Genomic DNA, 16281 nt, shown 5'->3' with positions numbered 1-16281 from the left:
CACTCTCCTCCGCATCGCGAACAGCGGGCCTCTCTTCGGAGCGGCCCGCTGTTCGCGTGTCCGCGGGAGGGACCGTCAGCTCTCGTAGAGCGCGTCGATCTCGCCCGCGTACGCCGCCGTCACCGCGTGGCGTCTGACCTTCAGGGACGGGGTGAGCAGTCCGTTGTCCTCGGTGAACTCGCCTGCCACCAGGGTGAACCGGCGGATGGACTCGGCGCGTGAGACCGCCTCGTTGGCGTGGTCGACGGCCTTCTGGACGTCGGCGCGTATGCGGGGGTCGGCCGCGAGTTCGGACAGCGGGGTGTCGGCGGGCAGCCGGCGTACGGCGAGCCAGTGGGCGACAGACTCGGGGTCCAGGGTGATCAGGGCGGCGACGTAGGGGCGGTTGTCGCCGACGACCACGCACTGGCCGACGAGCGGGCGGCTGCGCAGCCGGTCCTCCAGGACCGCGGGCGCGACGTTCTTGCCGCCGGAGGTGACGAGCAGGTCCTTCTTGCGGCCGGTGATGGTGAGGTAGCCGTCGTCGTCGAGGGCGCCGAGGTCGCCGGTGGCGAACCAGTCGTCCCGCAGCACCGCGTCCGTCGCCGCCGGGTTGTTCCAGTAGGCGCCGAAGACGACGCCGCCCTTGATGAGGACCTCCCCGTCGTCGGCGACGCGGACGGCGGTGCCGGGGACCGGGAGGCCGACCGTCCCCGGGCGGGGGCGCAGGGGTGGCACGATCGTCGCCGCGGCCGTGGTCTCGGTGAGGCCGTAGCCCTCGTAGACGATGATTCCGGCGGCGTAGAAGAAGAGGTTGAGGTCGCGGTCGAGCGGGGAGCCGCCGCTGATGGCGTAGCGGGCCCGGCCGCCGAGCTCCCTGCGGATGCGGCGGTAGACCAGCAGGTCGTAGAGCGCCCAGGCGGCGTACAGGCCCGGTCCCGGCCCCTTGCCCGTGCCGAGGAACTTGTTCAGGTACGCCTCTCCGAAGCGGACTCCGACGCGGTCGGCGCGGTCGAAGGAGGCGGCGCGGCCGAGTTTCTCGGCGGTCGCGCGGCCGGTGTGGTGGATCTTCTCGAAGAGGTAGGGGACGCCGACCAGGAAGGTCGGCCTGAACTCTCTGAGGGCGGGGCGGAGTTCGTCGGGCTTGATGCTCGGGCAGTGGCCCACCTCGATGCGGGCCATCAGGCAGGCGATCTGGAGGGTGCGGCCCATGATGTGGGCGAGCGGGAGGAAGAGGAGGGTCGAGGCGGTCTGGCCGGTGACCTCCTCGAAGACGGGGTGCAGCAGTTCGACGGTGTTGGCGGCCTCGGCATGCAGGTTGGCGTGGGTGAGGACGCAGCCCTTGGGCCGGCCGGTGGTTCCGGAGGTGTAGCAGAGGGTGGCGGTGGTGTCGGGGGTGAGGGCGGCGCGGCGCTTGGTCACCTCCTCGTCGGTGATGTCCCGGCCCAGGGTGGCGAGTTCGGCCAGGGCGTGGGCGTCCAGCTGCCAGACGCGCGGGGGTTCGGGGTGCCGGGCCGTGCCGGCGGCGACCGTGTCAGCGTTCTCGGCGGTCTCGACGATCGCCCAGCGGGCTCCGGAGTCCCGGACGATCCAGTCCACCTGCTCGGCGGACGAGGTCGCGTACACGGGGACGCTCTGGCCGCCGGCCGCCCAGATCGCGAAGTCGAGGACCGTCCACTCGTAGCGCGTACGGGACATGACCGCGACCCGGCCGCCCGGTTCGAGCCCGGCCGCGATCAACCCCTTCGCGGTGGCGGTGACTTCGGCGGCGAAGGACTCCGCGGTGACCGGTTGCCAGGTGTCGTTCTCGCGGCGGCGCAGGACGACGGCGTCCGGGGACTCGGCCGCGTTGGTGAAGGGCAGGTCGGCGGTGCTGCCGGTGGTGGGGGGCGGGGCCAGACGGGGGGTGCGGGCCTCCCGGACGGCGCCGGTGGAGTCCTTGGTCAGCTCCACCTCGGCGCGGGACGCGAGGCCGGTGCGCTTCCTGGCCCGCTTCAGATCCTTGCGTACGCCCATGGCGGCTCCCGGTCGCAGGGTTCCTGAACGTGGGTCAACTTACCGGCGCGTAACAGAATTTCAATGGGTCGCGCGGGTTCCCGTGCGCCGGGTGGTGGCCCGGCGGACGGGGGGACGCACGAACGGGGGCGGACGGGTGGACGGGTGGGTCAGCGGCGCATACCGGTGGCCCTTTCGATGGCGTCGGCCAGTTCGCGCACCGCCCTGTCCCCGGTGTCGGACGCCAACTCGTCGGCCCGGGAGCGGAGTTCGGGCAGGGGCAGGCTGCCCGGGAGCCGGGTCCAGCGGTTGTCGCCCTGGCGGAGGGCGTCGGCGAAGTACGCGGCCACCGCGGTGACCTGGAAGCGGTCGGAGGAGTTCCAGAGGTCGTCGTCGAGGCTCCCGGCCTCCAGTTGGCCGGACTCCTCGTGCGGGGTGCGGGTCTCGGGGTCGAGCCAGCGGACGCTCGCCGTGGCGAGGTGGCCCGAGCCGCCGGGCCTGGTGCGGACGGCGTAGAGGGCGGTCACCGTGTGGCCGGGGCCGACCTCGCCGCCGTCGACCCGGTCGTCGCGGAAGTCCTCGTCGGCGACCTGGCGGTTGTCGTAGCCGATGAGCCGGAACTGCTGGACCGTCTCCGGGTCGAAGGCGACCTGCGCCTTGGCGTCGCGGGCGGTGAGGTCGATGTTCCGCGGGAGTTCCTCGCAGAAGACCTCGCGGGCGTCCTCGGTGTCGGAGACGTACGTCGTGTGGCCGTCGCCCTTGTCCGCGAGGCGTTCCATCAGGGCGTCGCCGTAGTCGCTGCCGACACCGAGGCCGAAGAGGGTGATGCCGTGCTCGCGGCGGTTGTCCGCGATGCGTTCCAGGATCGTGTCGGCGTCGGTGTCGCCGGTGTTGGCCAGGGCGTCGGAGACCAGCACGACGCGGTTGGTGGCGCCCTCGCGCAGGCCCTCGGTGGCGGTGGCGTAGCCGGTCTCGACGCCGGCGCCGAGGTTGGTCGAGGCCTCGGGTTCCAGGCTGTCGATGGCGTCGTGGACGCGGCCCCGGTGGTCGCCGAGCCGGGTCATCGGCAGGACCGTCTCGGCCTCGTCGCTGAAGGTGACCAGGGCGACCGAGTCGTCGTCACGGAGGCGGTCCGTCATCACGTCGAGGGAGTCCCTGGCCAGGTCGAGGCGGCCCGGTTCGTCCATGGAGCCGGAGACGTCGATGACGAAGGTCAGGGCGGTGGGCGGGCGTTCACCGTCGCCCTCGTCCGCGCGGGTGGCGAGGCCGACCCGGACCAGCGACCAGTCCTCGTCCTCCGTGCGGGCGCCGTCGACGGTGACCGAGAAGCCGTTGCCGTCGGGGCGTTCGTAGTCCTGGCGGAAGCTGTTGACGAACTCCTCGGGGCGGACGGTCGCCGGGTCGGGCAGCCGGCCGTCCGCGAGGGTGCGGCGGGCGTAGCCGTAGGAGGCGGTGTCGACGTCCAGCGCGAAGGTGGAGAGGTAGTCCGGGGGCGGGGCGATCTCCCGGCCCTGGTCGTCCTGTTGCTCGCCGCTCTGTTCGCCGTCCGGTACGCCGTTCCGCTCGCCCTCCGTGGTGCCCGAGGAGTAGGCGGGGGCGGGCAGGTCGGCGGTGCCGCCGTCACGGTCGGAGAAGCGGCCGTGGTCTGAGCTGTCTCCCCCGCCGCAGCCGGTGAGCAGCAGGGCCCCCGCGGTGGTCAGGGCGAGCATCGTGGCGAGCGGCCGACGGCCGTGCGCGGTGACAGCCCTCGCCCGTGTGTGGTCCTTTCCCATCTGTGCCCCCTCGTCGAGCGGCCTGTGAATGGGCCGACGTCTGTGACTGTGACGTCCGAGGGGGCCGGGATGTGCGCCATGGAGGGTTGCGGATGGATCTCGAAGCGGCCACGACGGGGGGCCGTCGAGACCGGTAGGTGATCCTCCGGAGACCTACGACACGATGTCCTTGCGCCGGAAAACCCGGAAGGCCAGGGCGAACAGCACGAGCGCGTACGTTACCGAGACCGCCGTGCCCTGGATCATGCCGGACCACTCCAGATGCGGCTGGACGGCGTCCGCCCAGGCGAACTGCCAGTGCGCGGGCAGGAAGTCGCGCCAGTGGCCGAGGGCGGTGACGGCGTCCAGCACGTTCCCCACGATCGTCAGGCCGACCGCTCCGCCGACCGCGCCGAGCGGGGCGTCCGTCTTGGTCGACAGCCAGAACGCGAGGGCGGCGGTGACCAGTTGGGAGACGAAGATGTACGCCACCACGACCACCAGGCGCTGGGCCGCGGTGCCCGCCGGGAGCACGCCGCCGGTGGGGATCTCCAGCGGGCCCCAGCCGTAGGCCACGGCGCCCACCGCCACCGCGACGACCGGCAGCAGCACCATCGCGGCGAGGCTGAGGCCCAGCGCGACGGTCAGCTTGGACCAGAGCAGGCGGGCCCTGGGCACGGGCGCCGCCAGCAGATATCTCAGCGAGGACCAGCTCGCCTCGGAGGCGATGGTGTCGCCGCAGAACAGGGCGACGGGGATCACCAGCAGGAAGCCGGCGGAGACGAAGAGGTTCACCGCTGCGAAGTTCGCGGCCGACGCGGTGGCCGTGTCCATCAGCGTGATCTGGTTGCCCCGGCCGTCCGGGGTGCCGCCGATCGCGAAGGCCGCGACGAGCACGAAGGGCAGCGCCACCAGGATCGCCGCCATCACGAGGGTGCGGCGCCGCTTCAGCTGCCGGAGCAATTCCACCCGCAGCGGCAGTGTCCGGCGCGGCCGGTAGCCGTCGGCCGTCTCGGCCCGCTCGACGAGGGTGCTCATGCGTTGCCCCCGATCAGGGTGAGGAAGGCGTCTTCGAGCCGGCGGTGCGGGCCCACCGATTCCACGGGTACTTCGAGCCGTACGAGCTCCACGACCAGGCGCTGGGCGCTGCCGCCGGGGTCGAGCCTGACCAGGATCCCGTCGTCGGTGACGACGGCCGAGGCCACGCCGGGCAGCGCGCCCACCTTCTCCGCGATCGGCTCGTCCACGCGGGTGCCGGTGCCGACGAGGAGGGTGTCGCCCGAGCCGATGATCTCGGCGACCGGTCCTGCCTGCATCAGCCGTCCGCGGTCCATGACCACCAGGTGGGTGCAGGACTGCTCGACCTCGGCCAGCAGGTGGCTGGAGACGATGACCGTGCGGCCCGCGGCGGCGTAGCGGATCATCACCTCGCGCATCTCGCGGATCTGCGGCGGGTCGAGGCCGTTGGTGGGTTCGTCGAGGATCAGCAGGTCGGGGAGGCCGAGCATGGCCTGGGCGATGGCCAGGCGCTGGCGCATGCCCTGGGAGTAGGTGCGGACCGCGCGGGCCAGCGCGTCGCCGAGGCCCGCGATCTCCAGGGCCTCCTCCAGGTGGGCGTCCGCGGACGGGCGGCCGGTGGCCTGCCAGTACAGCTCCAGGTTCTCGCGGCCGGAGAGGTGCGGGAGGAAGCCCGCGCCCTCGACGAAGGCGCCGACCCGGGAAAGGACCGGCGCTCCCGGCTGGATCTCGTGACCGAACACCCGGATCTCGCCGCCGTCCGGTGTGATCAGGCCCATCAGCATGCGCAGGGTGGTGGTCTTGCCCGCGCCGTTCGGCCCCAGGAGGCCCAGGACCTGGCCCTTCTCCACGCGGAAGGACAGCTCCCGTACCGCGTACCGGTCGGCCGACTTCGCGTAGCGCTTGCTCAGGCCGGTGATCTGGAGGGGGACTTCGGCCAGTTCGGGGTCGGGCGGTCCCGCGGTCGTACGACGGCGGCCGGTCAGCAGCAGGGCCAGCGCGGCGAGCGCTCCGGCGACCGGCAGCCACCACACCCAGGCGGGGAGCGCGGCGGCGGCCGTCGTCACGGCGGGCGCGGTGGGAACGCGCAACGCGCTCTTCAGGGAGGCCGTGTAGGTCGCCGGGGCCGTCGGGGAGGCGTAGCCGAGGTCCGTCGAGGCCAGTACCAGGCGCAGCCGGTGGCCCTGCTGCACCTCGTGGTCGATGGCCGGCAGGGTGAGGGTGACGTCCTTGCCCGCCTTGGCTCCCTCGACGCGCACCGGGGTCACCAGCTGCGAGGGGAGCACCTGTTGGGTGCCGCCGGGGCCGATGTCGTACACCTTCGCGAAGAGGACGGCCTCGTCGGTGCTGGACTCGACGTGGACGGTGACCGTCGGTGATCCGGTGATCCACAGGTCGTCGGTGAACGCCGGGGACACGAACTGCGCGTACTGCCCGGGGAAGTCGAGCGACACCCCGACGCCGAGGGAGGAGAGCTGGGAGAGGCCGCCGGTGCCGCCGAGGCCGGGGAGGGCCGAGATGGCGGGCGGGTTCGCGCCCGCGGGGTTCTCGAAGCTCTGCTCGCGCCCGGCCAGGGTGACGGAGTGCTCGCCGCTCTCCAGGCCGGGGTAGGTGTCCCCGCTCGCGCCCCGGAGCTGGGCGGCGCCGTCGGTGGAGTCGATGCCTCCGGTGCGGGTGACGCGGAACGCGGGGCCGGTGACGACGCCCGGCTCGTCCTTCAGATAGCGGTCGAACCAGGAGCCGACGCGGCCCTGGACGCGGTCCGCCTCCATGTCGCCGCCGTCATGGCCGCCGGAGATCCAGTCGACGTCCACCGGGGCGCCGTTGGCACGGATCGCCTTGGCCATCGCGTCGGCCTGGCCGAGCGGGAAGAGGGAGTCGGACTGGCCCTGCACGATGAGTGTGGGCACCTTGACGCGGTCGCCGACGGCGGAGGGGCTGCGCTCCTGGAGGAGTTTCGTGGCCGCCGCGTCCGGCTTCCCGGACTCCGCGACTCTGTTGTACATCTCGCACAGCCGCGGCTCGAACTTGGCGCAGCCGCCGCCGGAGTTGATGAAGATGCCGGCCCAGAGCTTCTTGAAGACGCCGTTCGGGAAGAGGGCGTCCGAGAGGTTCCAGTAGGTGATCGCCGGGGCGATCGCGTCGACCCGCTGGTCGTAGGCGGCGGTCTCCAGGGCGATCGCCCCGCCGTAGGAGGCGCCGGTCATGCCCACGCGCGGGTCGCCGCTGCTGTCGAGCTGGACCTCGGGGCGCTTCGCCAGCCAGTCGATGAGCTTGGAGACGTCGGCGACCTCGCCCTTCGGGTCGTTCAGGCCGATCTTTCCGGTGGACTCGCCGAAACCGCGCGCCGACCAGGTCAGCACCGCGTATCCGTCGCGTGCGAGCCGCTCCGCCTGCGCCCTGACGTCGTCCTTGCTGCCGCCGAAGCCGTGCGCGAGCAGGACGGCGGGACGGCGGTCCGAGCTCGGTCCCGCGGTGAAGTACGACGTGTCGACGCGCACCCCGTCGCCCATGTCCATCACGCGGTCGGCGCGCCGCACACGCGGGGCGTCGTCGGAGGCGACGGCCGTCCATGTCCCGGCGCCGGCGAGCACGACGACCGCGGCCGCGGCGGCGATCCACCGTCGCGGTCGCCGCAGTGCCGGGCCGCGCAGTCGGGGCAGTCGAAGATCCATGCGTCAACGGTACGGCCCGCCACCGACAACCGATGCAGCCGCCGGTCTGAACCCCCGCCCCTCCCATGGGAGTACGGCGCCCTCCTGGCATACCGCGCCCGTGGTACGAACGACCCATGGAGATTCGCCGCGCCGCCACCGTCGACGAACTGATCGCCGCCGGGCACCTTTTCGACCAGCCCGTCCGTCCCGAGTGGGCGCGGCTCTTCCTGGACCGGCAGGGCCATCACCTCTTCCTCGCGTACGAGGACGGGGGCCCCGTCGGCTTCGTCAGCGGTGTCGAGACGGCTCACCCCGACAAGGGCCACGAGATGTTCCTCTACGAGCTGGCCGTCGACGAGCCGTACCGCCGGCGCGGTGCCGGGCGGGCGCTTGTCCGGGAGCTCGCCGCGCTGGCCCGGGAGCTCGGCTGTTACGGGATGTGGGTCGCCGTCGACACCGGGAACGACGTCGCCCTTGCCGTGTACCGCAGTGCGGACGGCAAGGACGACGGGACGGCCTCGGTGGTGACCTGGGACTTCGGCTGACGCCCGCTCCCCGGGCCTACGCGTGCGCGTCCTCGGGGATCGACACGAGCCACCGGGTCTCGCGGCGCGGGCGCAGGTAGAAGGCCCAGTACAGGGTCGCGACCGCCGTGATGCCGCCGGTCCACAGCAGGTAGACCGTCTCCTGCTGGGTCAGGACGTAGGCGAGGACCGCGATCAGCAGGACCGGGACGGCGGGCCAGAGCGGCATCCGCCAGGCGGGCGTGTGACGGTGGTGGCCGCGGCGGGCGAGCAGCGCGGCGACCGCGACGAGCAGGTACATGGCGGTCACCGAGACGCCCGTCACGCCGTACAGGGTGTCCAGGTCGACGAAGCAGAGGACCGCGCCGGGGACGCCCACCAGGAGGGTGGCGACCCACGGGGAGCCGAAACGGCCGAGCTTGGACAGGACGCCGTTGACCGGCTCGGGCCAGGCCTTGTCGCGGGCCGAGGCGAACAGGACGCGGGAGTTCTGGATGACCATGACGATGCCGGCGTTGACGATCGCGAGGGCCACGCAGAGGCTGACGAAGGTGCCGACCGCGGAGTTCGACCAGGCGGTGACCATGGTGCCGATGTCGCCGCCGGTGAGGGCGGAGAGGTCGGGGGCGCCCATGGTGATCGCGACGACCGGGACCAGGATGATCACGGTCGAGATGGCGAGGGTCGCCAGGACCGTGCGGGCGACGTTGCGACGCGGGTTCTCCAGTTCCTCGGAGAGGTAGACCGCGGTCGAGAAGCCCTGGGTGATGAAGAGCGCGATGGCGAGCCCGGAGACGACGAGCATGGCGGTCACGGTGTCGGTGTGGCCTCCGGAGCCGGATACCTGCATCGAGGTGAGGCTGGAGAGGCCGCGCTCGCTGTGCGAGAAGCCGAGGACCGCGACGACGGCCGCCGCGATGACCTCCAGGACCAGGAAGACGCCGGTGATCCAGGCGTTGGCCCGCAGGTCGAGGAGGCCCGCGAGGGTGGCGAGGAGCATCACGCCCGCGCCCGCCATCGAGGGGTTCAGGTGCGCGATCGGGGCCAGGTAGTCGGCCGTGCCCATGGCGATCACCGGCGGCACGATCATGACGACCAGCAGGGAGAGGACGAACACCAGCCAGCCGGCGAGCCGTCCGGCCATCGTGGAGACCATGGCATACTCACCGCCCGCGCTGGGGATGAGGGTGCCCAGCTCCGAGTAGCAGAACGCCACGGCGACACAGAGCAGCGAGCCGATCGCGATGGTGAGCGCGGTGGCCGTGCCGAGCGAGGAGAAGAGGTCGGGCACGACCACGAAGAGCGTGGAGGCGGGTGTCACGCAGGAGAGGGTCAGCAGGGTGCCGCCGACGACGCCGATGGAGCGCTTGAGCTTGCGGGGGCCGTCGGAGGCCGTGGGGGCGGCCTCCGGGACGACGGTCTCGACAGGGCGGAGCGTGTCGGTCATACGGGCGGTTCCGATCGACTCGTGTCGTGCGTCAGGTGACTCGGGCGGGAGCGTTATCGCCTCCGGCGGCTCGCGTCGTTCTTCTTCTCGTCCGCTCCCGGCCCTGATGGAACCTTGACGGAAACCGTTGCGTCAATGGCTGTTTACCTACGGAATCCGCAGAAGCGGAGTGCCGTGGACCACATAACTTTCCCAGGCTGTAACACCCAGGTAAGGCAATCATCAAGACCAGGATGAAGACGACCTTCCTTTCCAAGGCGTCAAGGATCAATCACCTGCGTCATCCGTTTCCTTACGTGCCCACGAGAACCGCAGCTCCATGACCGAAATTCGCCGGGATTAATCCCCCCGCCCGGAGCGCTCGGCGGTCAGTAGAGTGCTGCCCACAGGGGAAGCGCAACCAAGGGGTGGGACTCATGAGGCACATACGCATGGCCGTCTGGGCAGGGGTGGCCGCGGCGGCGCTGGCCGGGACGGCCGGATGCGGGGCGGACACCACGAAGAAGGCGGCCGAGGCGGTGAGCGGGGCCGACACGATCTTCGCGGCGCTGGGGCGGGCGACCGACCGAACCGAGGAGCTCGGCTCGGCCGAGGTCAGGATGACCACCACGGTGGGCGCCGGCGGCCCGATCGCCATGGAGGGCACGTACTCCTGGGGCGACGGTTACGCGTACGACGTCGAGATGGACACCGCCGCCGCCCAGATGCAGACGCTCACGGACGACCCGACGATCCGCTGTCTGTTCGTGGACGGGGCCTACTACTACGACACCGACCCGCAGCCCTCGGGCCCGCTCAAGGGCAAGGAGTGGATGAGGGTCGACGCCTCGGCGATGTTCGGGGAGCAGGGCGCCCAGGCGCTCGACGGGAGCGGCGGCGGCAGCCCGGCGGCCTCCATGAAAAGCCTCAAGTACGCCAACGACGTCGAGGATCTCGGCAGCGAGACGGTCGACGGGCGGAGCACGACCCACTACCGGGCCGAGATCGACGCGGCGCAGATGAACAAGTTCAAGCAGGCCGACGGCGAGGACAACGCCTTCGACGCGGTCACCGGCGGCGGGCCGACGACCATGGACGTCTGGGTCGGCGCCAAGGACCTCCCCGTCCGCCTGAAGCAGCGGATCGGCACCATGACGGTCACCATGGACTTCGTGAGGTTCGGCGCCACCGCGGACGTCCAGGCCCCGCCGGCCGCGCGGACCGGCGACCTCACCGAGGCCGTCAAGGACGCCTACGCCCAGCAGGGCACCGGCTGAGACACGACGGTGCCCCGCCCCACGGCTCGCGAGGCCGGGAGCGGGGCACCGCGGTGTCTCAGTGGTTGCGCGGGAATCCCAAGTCGACGCCGGCCGGGGCCTCCGAGGGGTCCGGCCAGCGGGTGGTGACGACCTTGCCGCGGGTGTAGAAGTGCGTGCCGTCGTTGCCGTAGACGTGGTGGTCCCCGAAGAGGGAGTCCTTCCAGCCGCCGAAGGAGTGGTAGCCGACGGGGACCGGGATCGGCACGTTCACGCCGACCATGCCCGCCTCGACCTCCAGCTGGAAGCGCCGGGCCGCGCCGCCGTCCCGGGTGAAGATCGCGGTGCCGTTGCCGAACGGCGACGCGTTGATCAGCGCCAGACCCTCCTCGTAGGTGTCCACGCGCAGCACGCACAGCACCGGGCCGAAGATCTCGTCCTGGTACGCGTCCGAGGTGACCGGCACCCGGTCCAGGAGCGAGAGGCCGATCCAGTGGCCGTCCTCGTGGCCCTCCACCGTGTAGCCCGTGCCGTCCAGGACGACCTCGGAGCCCTGGGCCGCCGCGCCCGTGACGTACGAGGCGACCTTGTCGCGGTGGGCGGCCGTGATCAGCGGGCCCATCTCGGAGGACGGGTCGTTGCCGGGGCCGATCTTGATCTTCTCGGCGCGCTCGCGGATCTTCTGGACCAGCTCGTCGCCAATCGAACCGACCGCCACGACGGCCGAGATGGCCATGCAGCGCTCGCCCGCCGAACCGTAGGCCGCGGACACGGCCGCGTCCGCCGCCGCGTCCAGGTCGGCGTCCGGGAGGACCAGCATGTGGTTCTTCGCGCCGCCCAGGGCCTGCACCCGCTTGTGGTTGGCGGCGGCGGTGGTGTGGATGTACCGGGCGATCGGGGTCGAGCCGACGAAGGAGACGGCGGCGACGTCCGGGTGCTCCAGGAGGCGGTCGACGGCCACCTTGTCACCGTGCACGACGTTGAAGACGCCGTCCGGAAGACCGGCCTCCGCGAGCAGTTCGGCGATCTTCATCGAGGCCGACGGGTCCTTCTCCGACGGCTTGAGGACGAAGGTGTTGCCGCACGCGATGGCGATCGGGAACATCCACATCGGCACCATCGCCGGGAAGTTGAACGGCGTGATGCCGGCGACCACGCCGAGCGGCTGGCGGATCGAGGACACGTCGACCCGGGAGGCCACCTCGGTCGACAGCTCGCCCTTCAGCTGCACGGTGATCCCGCAGGCCAGGTCCACGATCTCCAGGCCGCGCGCGACCTCGCCGAGCGCGTCCGAGTGGACCTTGCCGTGCTCGGCGGTGATCAGCTCCGCGATGGCGTCGCGGTTGGCGTCGAGCAGCGCGCGGAACTTGAAGAGGACCGTGGTCCGCCTGGCCAGCGAGGACCGGCCCCAGGTCGCGTAGGCGTCCTTCGCGGCGGCGACCGCGGCGTCGACCTCCTCGGCGGTCGCGAAGGCGACCTTCGTGGTGACCGCGCCGGTCGCGGGGTCGGTGACCGGCCCGTACGCACCCGACGCACCGTCGACGGGCTTGCCGCCGATCCAGTGGTTGACGATCTTCGTCATGACCAAGAACTCCTTCACAGATGGCGGCGTCGGGCGGCGACGTGCCTTTCGTACTCCTCGCGCGCCTTGACCGCCGACGAGCGGGTCGCGGTCTCGGCCACAGGAACATCCCACCAGGCCTGGGCCGGGGGCGCGCCCGACACTGTGTCTGCCGTTTCGGTCTCCACGTAGACACATGTGGGAGTGTCGGCGCTCCGCGCCTCGGCGAGGGCCGCGCGCAGGTCACGGACGGTCTTCGCGCGTAGGACGCGCATCCCCAGGCTGGCCGCGTTGGCGGCGAGATCCACCGGGAGCGGCGCCCCCGTGTACGTACGGTCCTCGGAGCGGTAGCGGTACGCGGTGCCGTACCGCTCGCCGCCGACCGACTCGGAGAGGCCGCCGATGGAGGCGTACCCGTGGTTCTGGAGTATCAGGACCTTGATCGCGACGCCCTCCTGCACGGCGGTGACGATCTCGGTCGGCATCATCAGGTACGTGCCGTCGCCGACCAGCGCCCAGACGGGACGGTCCGGGGCGGCCATCCGCACGCCGATCGCGGCCGGGATCTCGTAGCCCATGCAGGAGTAGCCGTACTCGACGTGGTACTGGTCCCGCGAGCGCGCCCGCCACAGTTTGTGCAGGTCGCCGGGGAGCGATCCGGCCGCGTTGATCAGGATGTCGCTCTCGTCGACCAGTTCGTCCAGGACGCCGAGGACCTGCGGCTGGGTGGGCCGGATGTCCAGGTCGTCGGCCTCGTACGCCGCGTCGACGCGGTACTCCCAGCGTTCCTTGTCGTCGGCGTACTCGGTGGCGTACGCCGGTTCGACGCGGTGCTCGTGCAGCAGCAGCGCCTCGGTGAGGGCCTCCAGTCCGGACCGCGCGTCGGCGATCAGCGGGATGCCGGAGAGCTTGTGGCCGTCGTACGGGGCGATGTTGAGGTTCAGGAAGCGGACGCCCGTGCCGGTGAAGAGGGTGCCGGAGGCGGTGGTGAAGTCGGTGTAGCGGGTGCCGACGCCGATCACCAGGTCGGCGGTGCGGGCGAGTTCGTCGGCGGTCGCGGTGCCGGTGTGGCCGATGCCGCCGACGTCCTGCGGGTGGTCGAAGCGCAGCGAGCCCTTGCCCGCCTGGGTGGAGGCGACGGGAATGCGGGTGGCGGCGGCGAGTTCGGCGAGCGCGTCCTCGGCACGGCTGTGGTGGACGCCGCCGCCCGCGACGATCAGGGGACGGCGGGACTCGCGGATCGCCGTTACGGCGGCGGCCAGTTCGGACACGTCGGCCGGCGGGCGGCGCACGGTCCAGGTCCGCTCGGCGAAGAACTCCTCGGGCCAGTCGTACGCCTCCGCCTGCACGTCCTGCGGCAGCGCGAGCGTGACCGCGCCCGTCTCGACCGGGTCGGTGAGCACCCGCATCGCCTGGAGGGCGGCCGGGATCAGGGCCTCGGGGCGGCTGATCCGGTCGAAGTACCTCGACACCGGGCGCAGGCAGTCGTTGACCGACACGTCGCCCGCGTAGGGGGTTTCGAGCTGCTGGAGCACCGGGTCGGCGGGGCGGGTGGCGAAGGTGTCGCCGGGGAGGAGGAGCACCGGGAGGTGGTTGACGGTGGCGAGGGCGGCGCCGGTCACCAGGTTGGTGGCGCCGGGGCCGATGGAGGTGGTCACGGCGTGCGCGGAGAGCCGGTTGGACTGGCGCGCGTAGCCGACCGCCGCGTGCACCATGGACTGTTCGTTGCGGCCCTGGTGGTACGGCATCTCGTCCGCGTACTCGACGAGCGCCTGGCCGAGCCCGGCGACGTTGCCGTGGCCGAAGATCCCCCAGGTGGCGCCGATCAACCGGCGCCGCTCGCCGTCCCGTTCCGTGTACTGCGCGGCCAGGAACCGCACCAGTGCCTGCGCGACCGTCAGCCTGGTGGTGGCACCAGGCTTCTTCGACGCGTTCGACACCACTGTCACCTTCGTCGCCTTCGACGTCGGCTCTGTCATTGGTACCCCTCGGTGTGCTCTGGGTGGAAGCAGATCCGCCACTCCCGCTCCTCGCCGGGTCCCGCCATCACGTTCAGGTAGTACATGGCGTGGCCGGGCTGAGCGATGGACGGGCCGTGCCATCCGTCGGGGACGAGGACCACGTCTCCGGTGCGGACCTCGGCGAGGACGTCGGATCCGCCCTCGTGCGAAGGGAATACGCGCTGATAGCCGAATCCGTTCGGGCCCTCGATCTCGAAGTAGTAGATCTCCTCCAGCTCCGACTCGACGCCCGGCCGGTGCTCGTCGTGCTTGTGCGGCGGGTACGAGGACCAGTTGCCGCCGGGTGTGACGACCTCGACGGCGATGAGTCTGTCGCACTCGAAGGCGTCGGCGGAGGCGAAGTTGCGCACCTGGCGGGCGCAGACGCCGCTGCCGCGGTCTTCGACGGGTACCTCCGGCGCGGGGCCGTAGCGGGCGGGGAGTCGGCGCTCGCACTTCGCTCCTGCCAGGGCGAAGCGGCCTCCCACGCCGGAGGCGATCTGTGCCCGGGTGTCACGGGGTACGTAGACGAAGTCGGTGGCTCCGCCGAACACGCTCTCCCTGCCCAGGATTTCAAACTGTTCGTCCTCTATGTCCACCGTACAGCCGCCGTTGAGGGGAAGTACGATCCACTCGCTGTCGCCGGTGGTGAAGGTGTGCGTGCCACCCGGCTCCAACTCCACGACGCGCAGGCTGCTGTGGGACCAGCCGGCCAGTTCGGGGTCGATGTCGACGGCGTACAGCGAGCCGGCGGCGGCGCCTCGGGGGACGTACAGGTCTTTGCTCGTCATCCGGTCCTCACAGCAGTCCGACGGCGGTGTCCACGGCCGCGGTCACATCGCCGTCGGCCGGGTAGAGCAGCGAACGGCCTACCACCAGGCCCTGGACGGTGGGGAGTTGGAGCGCCCCGCGCCACTTCTCGTACGCGCCCTCCTGGTCCTCGCCGACGTCGCCGCCGAGGAGTACGGCGGGCAGCGTGGACGTCTCCATGACGCGGGCCATGTCGTCGGGGTTCTCGGTGACGGGGACCTTCAGCCAGGTGTACGCCGAACTGCCGCCGAGGCCGCTCGCGATGGCGATGGACTTGGTGACCGCCTCGGCGCTGAGATCGTTTCGGAGGGTGCCGTCCGCGCGGCGACGGCAGAGGAAAGGCTCGACGAACACCGGGAGTTGCCGCTCCGCCATCTCGTCGATGACCCGGGCGGTGGATTCCAGGGTGCGCAGCGAGCCGGGGTCGTCGTAGTCGATGCGCAGCAGCAGCTTGCCCGCGTCGAAGCCGAGCCTTTCGATGTCCTGGGGGCGGTGCCCGGTGAACCGGTCGTCCAGCTCGAAGGAGGCGCCCGCGAGTCCGCCGCGGTTCATCGAGCCGAGCACGACCTTGTGGTCCAGCGCCCCGAGGAGCAGCAGGTCGTCGAGGATGTCGGCGGTGGCGAGGACGCCGTCGACGCCCGGCCGGGAGAGCGCGACACAGAGCCGCTCCAGGAGGTCCGCCCGGCTCGCCATCGCGAACTTGCGGTCCCCGACGGACAGGGCGCCGCGGGCCGGGTGGTCCGCGGCGACGATCATCAGCCGGCCCCCGTCGTTGACGAGCGGCCGCCGGGGCCTGCGCTCGGCCGCCTCGGCGATGGCCTCGGGGTGGTGCACACGGGTACGGACGAGCTCGCCGACGTCGACGCGGCGGGGGGTGCCCGGGGGGTTCGCCGCACGCGGGGTCGGGTCGGCCGGGGGGTTCGCCGCACGCGGGGTCGGGCCGGCCGGGGGGTTCGCCGCACGCGGGGTCGCGTCCGGGGTGTCGGCGTCACGCGGGGTCGCGTGCGGGGTGTCGGCGTCACGCGGAGATGGTCCGCCCAGGGTGTTCGCCTCACGCCGGTTCGGGCCACCCGGGGGGTTCGCATCACGCGGGGTCGCGTCCGGGCTGCCGGCGTCACGCGGAGATGGTCCGCCCAGGGTGCTCGCCTCACGCCGGTTCGGGGCACCCGGGGTGCTCGCATCACGCGGGGTCGCGTCCGGGCTGCCGGCGTCACGCGGAGATGGTCCGCCCAGGGTGCTCGCCTCACGCCGGTTCGGGGCACCCGGGGTGTTCGCCTCGCGCGGGGTCGCGTCCGGGCTGCCGGC

At 71.8% G+C, this 16281-nt stretch carries 11 protein-coding genes; 2 read left to right on the top strand and 9 right to left on the bottom strand.

What is annotated here, in order from left to right; translation table 11 throughout:
- Positions 1-75: 75 nt before the first annotated feature.
- The 4 genes from ACIP79_RS17420 to ACIP79_RS17405 form a co-directional block, all read right to left on the bottom strand.
- Entirely contained in the window at positions 76-1995 is a 1920-nt protein-coding gene (locus ACIP79_RS17420) for an AMP-dependent synthetase/ligase (RefSeq protein ID WP_401224032.1), read from the bottom strand.
- A gap of 149 nt (positions 1996-2144) precedes the next feature.
- A complete protein-coding gene (locus ACIP79_RS17415; RefSeq protein ID WP_401224029.1) occupies positions 2145-3746 on the bottom strand; it encodes a von Willebrand factor type A domain-containing protein in 1602 nt (533 codons plus the stop codon).
- A gap of 153 nt (positions 3747-3899) precedes the next feature.
- Positions 3900-4763 (bottom strand): ABC transporter permease, encoded by an 864-nt coding sequence (locus ACIP79_RS17410; RefSeq protein ID WP_401224026.1) that lies wholly within the window; start codon positions 4761-4763, stop codon positions 3900-3902.
- The gene (locus ACIP79_RS17405; protein ID WP_401224023.1) at positions 4760-7417 is read right to left on the bottom strand and encodes an alpha/beta fold hydrolase; all 2658 of its coding nucleotides are present in this window, start codon (positions 7415-7417) and stop codon (positions 4760-4762) included. Before ACIP79_RS17405 ends, ACIP79_RS17410 begins: the two co-directional genes overlap by 4 nt.
- A 116-nt stretch (positions 7418-7533) precedes the next feature.
- Here ACIP79_RS17405 and ACIP79_RS17400 point away from each other — a divergent pair, with 116 nt between their 5' ends.
- Positions 7534-7944 (top strand): GNAT family N-acetyltransferase, encoded by a 411-nt coding sequence (locus ACIP79_RS17400; protein ID WP_401224021.1) that lies wholly within the window; start codon positions 7534-7536, stop codon positions 7942-7944.
- A gap of 16 nt (positions 7945-7960) precedes the next feature.
- On the opposite strand, the gene ACIP79_RS17395 is transcribed toward ACIP79_RS17400, so the two are convergent.
- Positions 7961-9370: an APC family permease gene (locus ACIP79_RS17395; protein WP_401224019.1), complete on the bottom strand. Its 1410-nt coding sequence runs from the start codon at positions 9368-9370 to the stop codon at positions 7961-7963.
- A 416-nt stretch (positions 9371-9786) separates the two neighbouring features.
- On the opposite strand from ACIP79_RS17395, the gene ACIP79_RS17390 reads away from it, so the two are divergent.
- A complete protein-coding gene (locus tag ACIP79_RS17390) occupies positions 9787-10626 on the top strand; it encodes a hypothetical protein (protein ID WP_401224017.1) in 840 nt (279 codons plus the stop codon).
- 58 nt (positions 10627-10684) lie between these two features.
- Here the strand turns inward: ACIP79_RS17390 and mmsA are convergent, their stop codons facing one another.
- Genes mmsA through ACIP79_RS17370 form a run of 4 tightly spaced genes read right to left on the bottom strand, consistent with a single transcriptional unit; the run spans position 10685 to position 15810 of the window.
- Complete coding sequence (mmsA, locus tag ACIP79_RS17385) at positions 10685-12187, bottom strand: CoA-acylating methylmalonate-semialdehyde dehydrogenase (protein WP_401224015.1); 1503 nt, start codon at positions 12185-12187, stop codon at positions 10685-10687.
- A gap of 14 nt (positions 12188-12201) precedes the next feature.
- Positions 12202-14145 carry a 3D-(3,5/4)-trihydroxycyclohexane-1,2-dione acylhydrolase (decyclizing) gene (gene iolD / locus ACIP79_RS17380; protein WP_401224014.1) on the bottom strand — a complete coding sequence of 648 codons (1944 nt, stop codon included), beginning with the start codon at positions 14143-14145 and terminating at the stop codon, positions 12202-12204.
- Positions 14142-14957: a 5-deoxy-glucuronate isomerase gene (iolB, locus tag ACIP79_RS17375; RefSeq protein ID WP_383681273.1), complete on the bottom strand. Its 816-nt coding sequence runs from the start codon at positions 14955-14957 to the stop codon at positions 14142-14144. Before iolB ends, iolD begins: the two co-directional genes overlap by 4 nt.
- Positions 14958-14964: 7 nt before the next feature.
- Positions 14965-15810 (bottom strand): deoxyribose-phosphate aldolase, encoded by an 846-nt coding sequence (locus ACIP79_RS17370; RefSeq protein ID WP_401224297.1) that lies wholly within the window; start codon positions 15808-15810, stop codon positions 14965-14967.
- Between the last annotated feature and the right edge of the window lie 471 nt (positions 15811-16281).

This window comes from Streptomyces sp. NPDC088747, from assembly GCF_044751025.1.
Taxonomy (GTDB): Bacteria; Actinomycetota; Actinomycetes; order Streptomycetales; family Streptomycetaceae; genus Streptomyces.
This window is presented reverse-complemented; position numbering and strand designations above follow the sequence as displayed.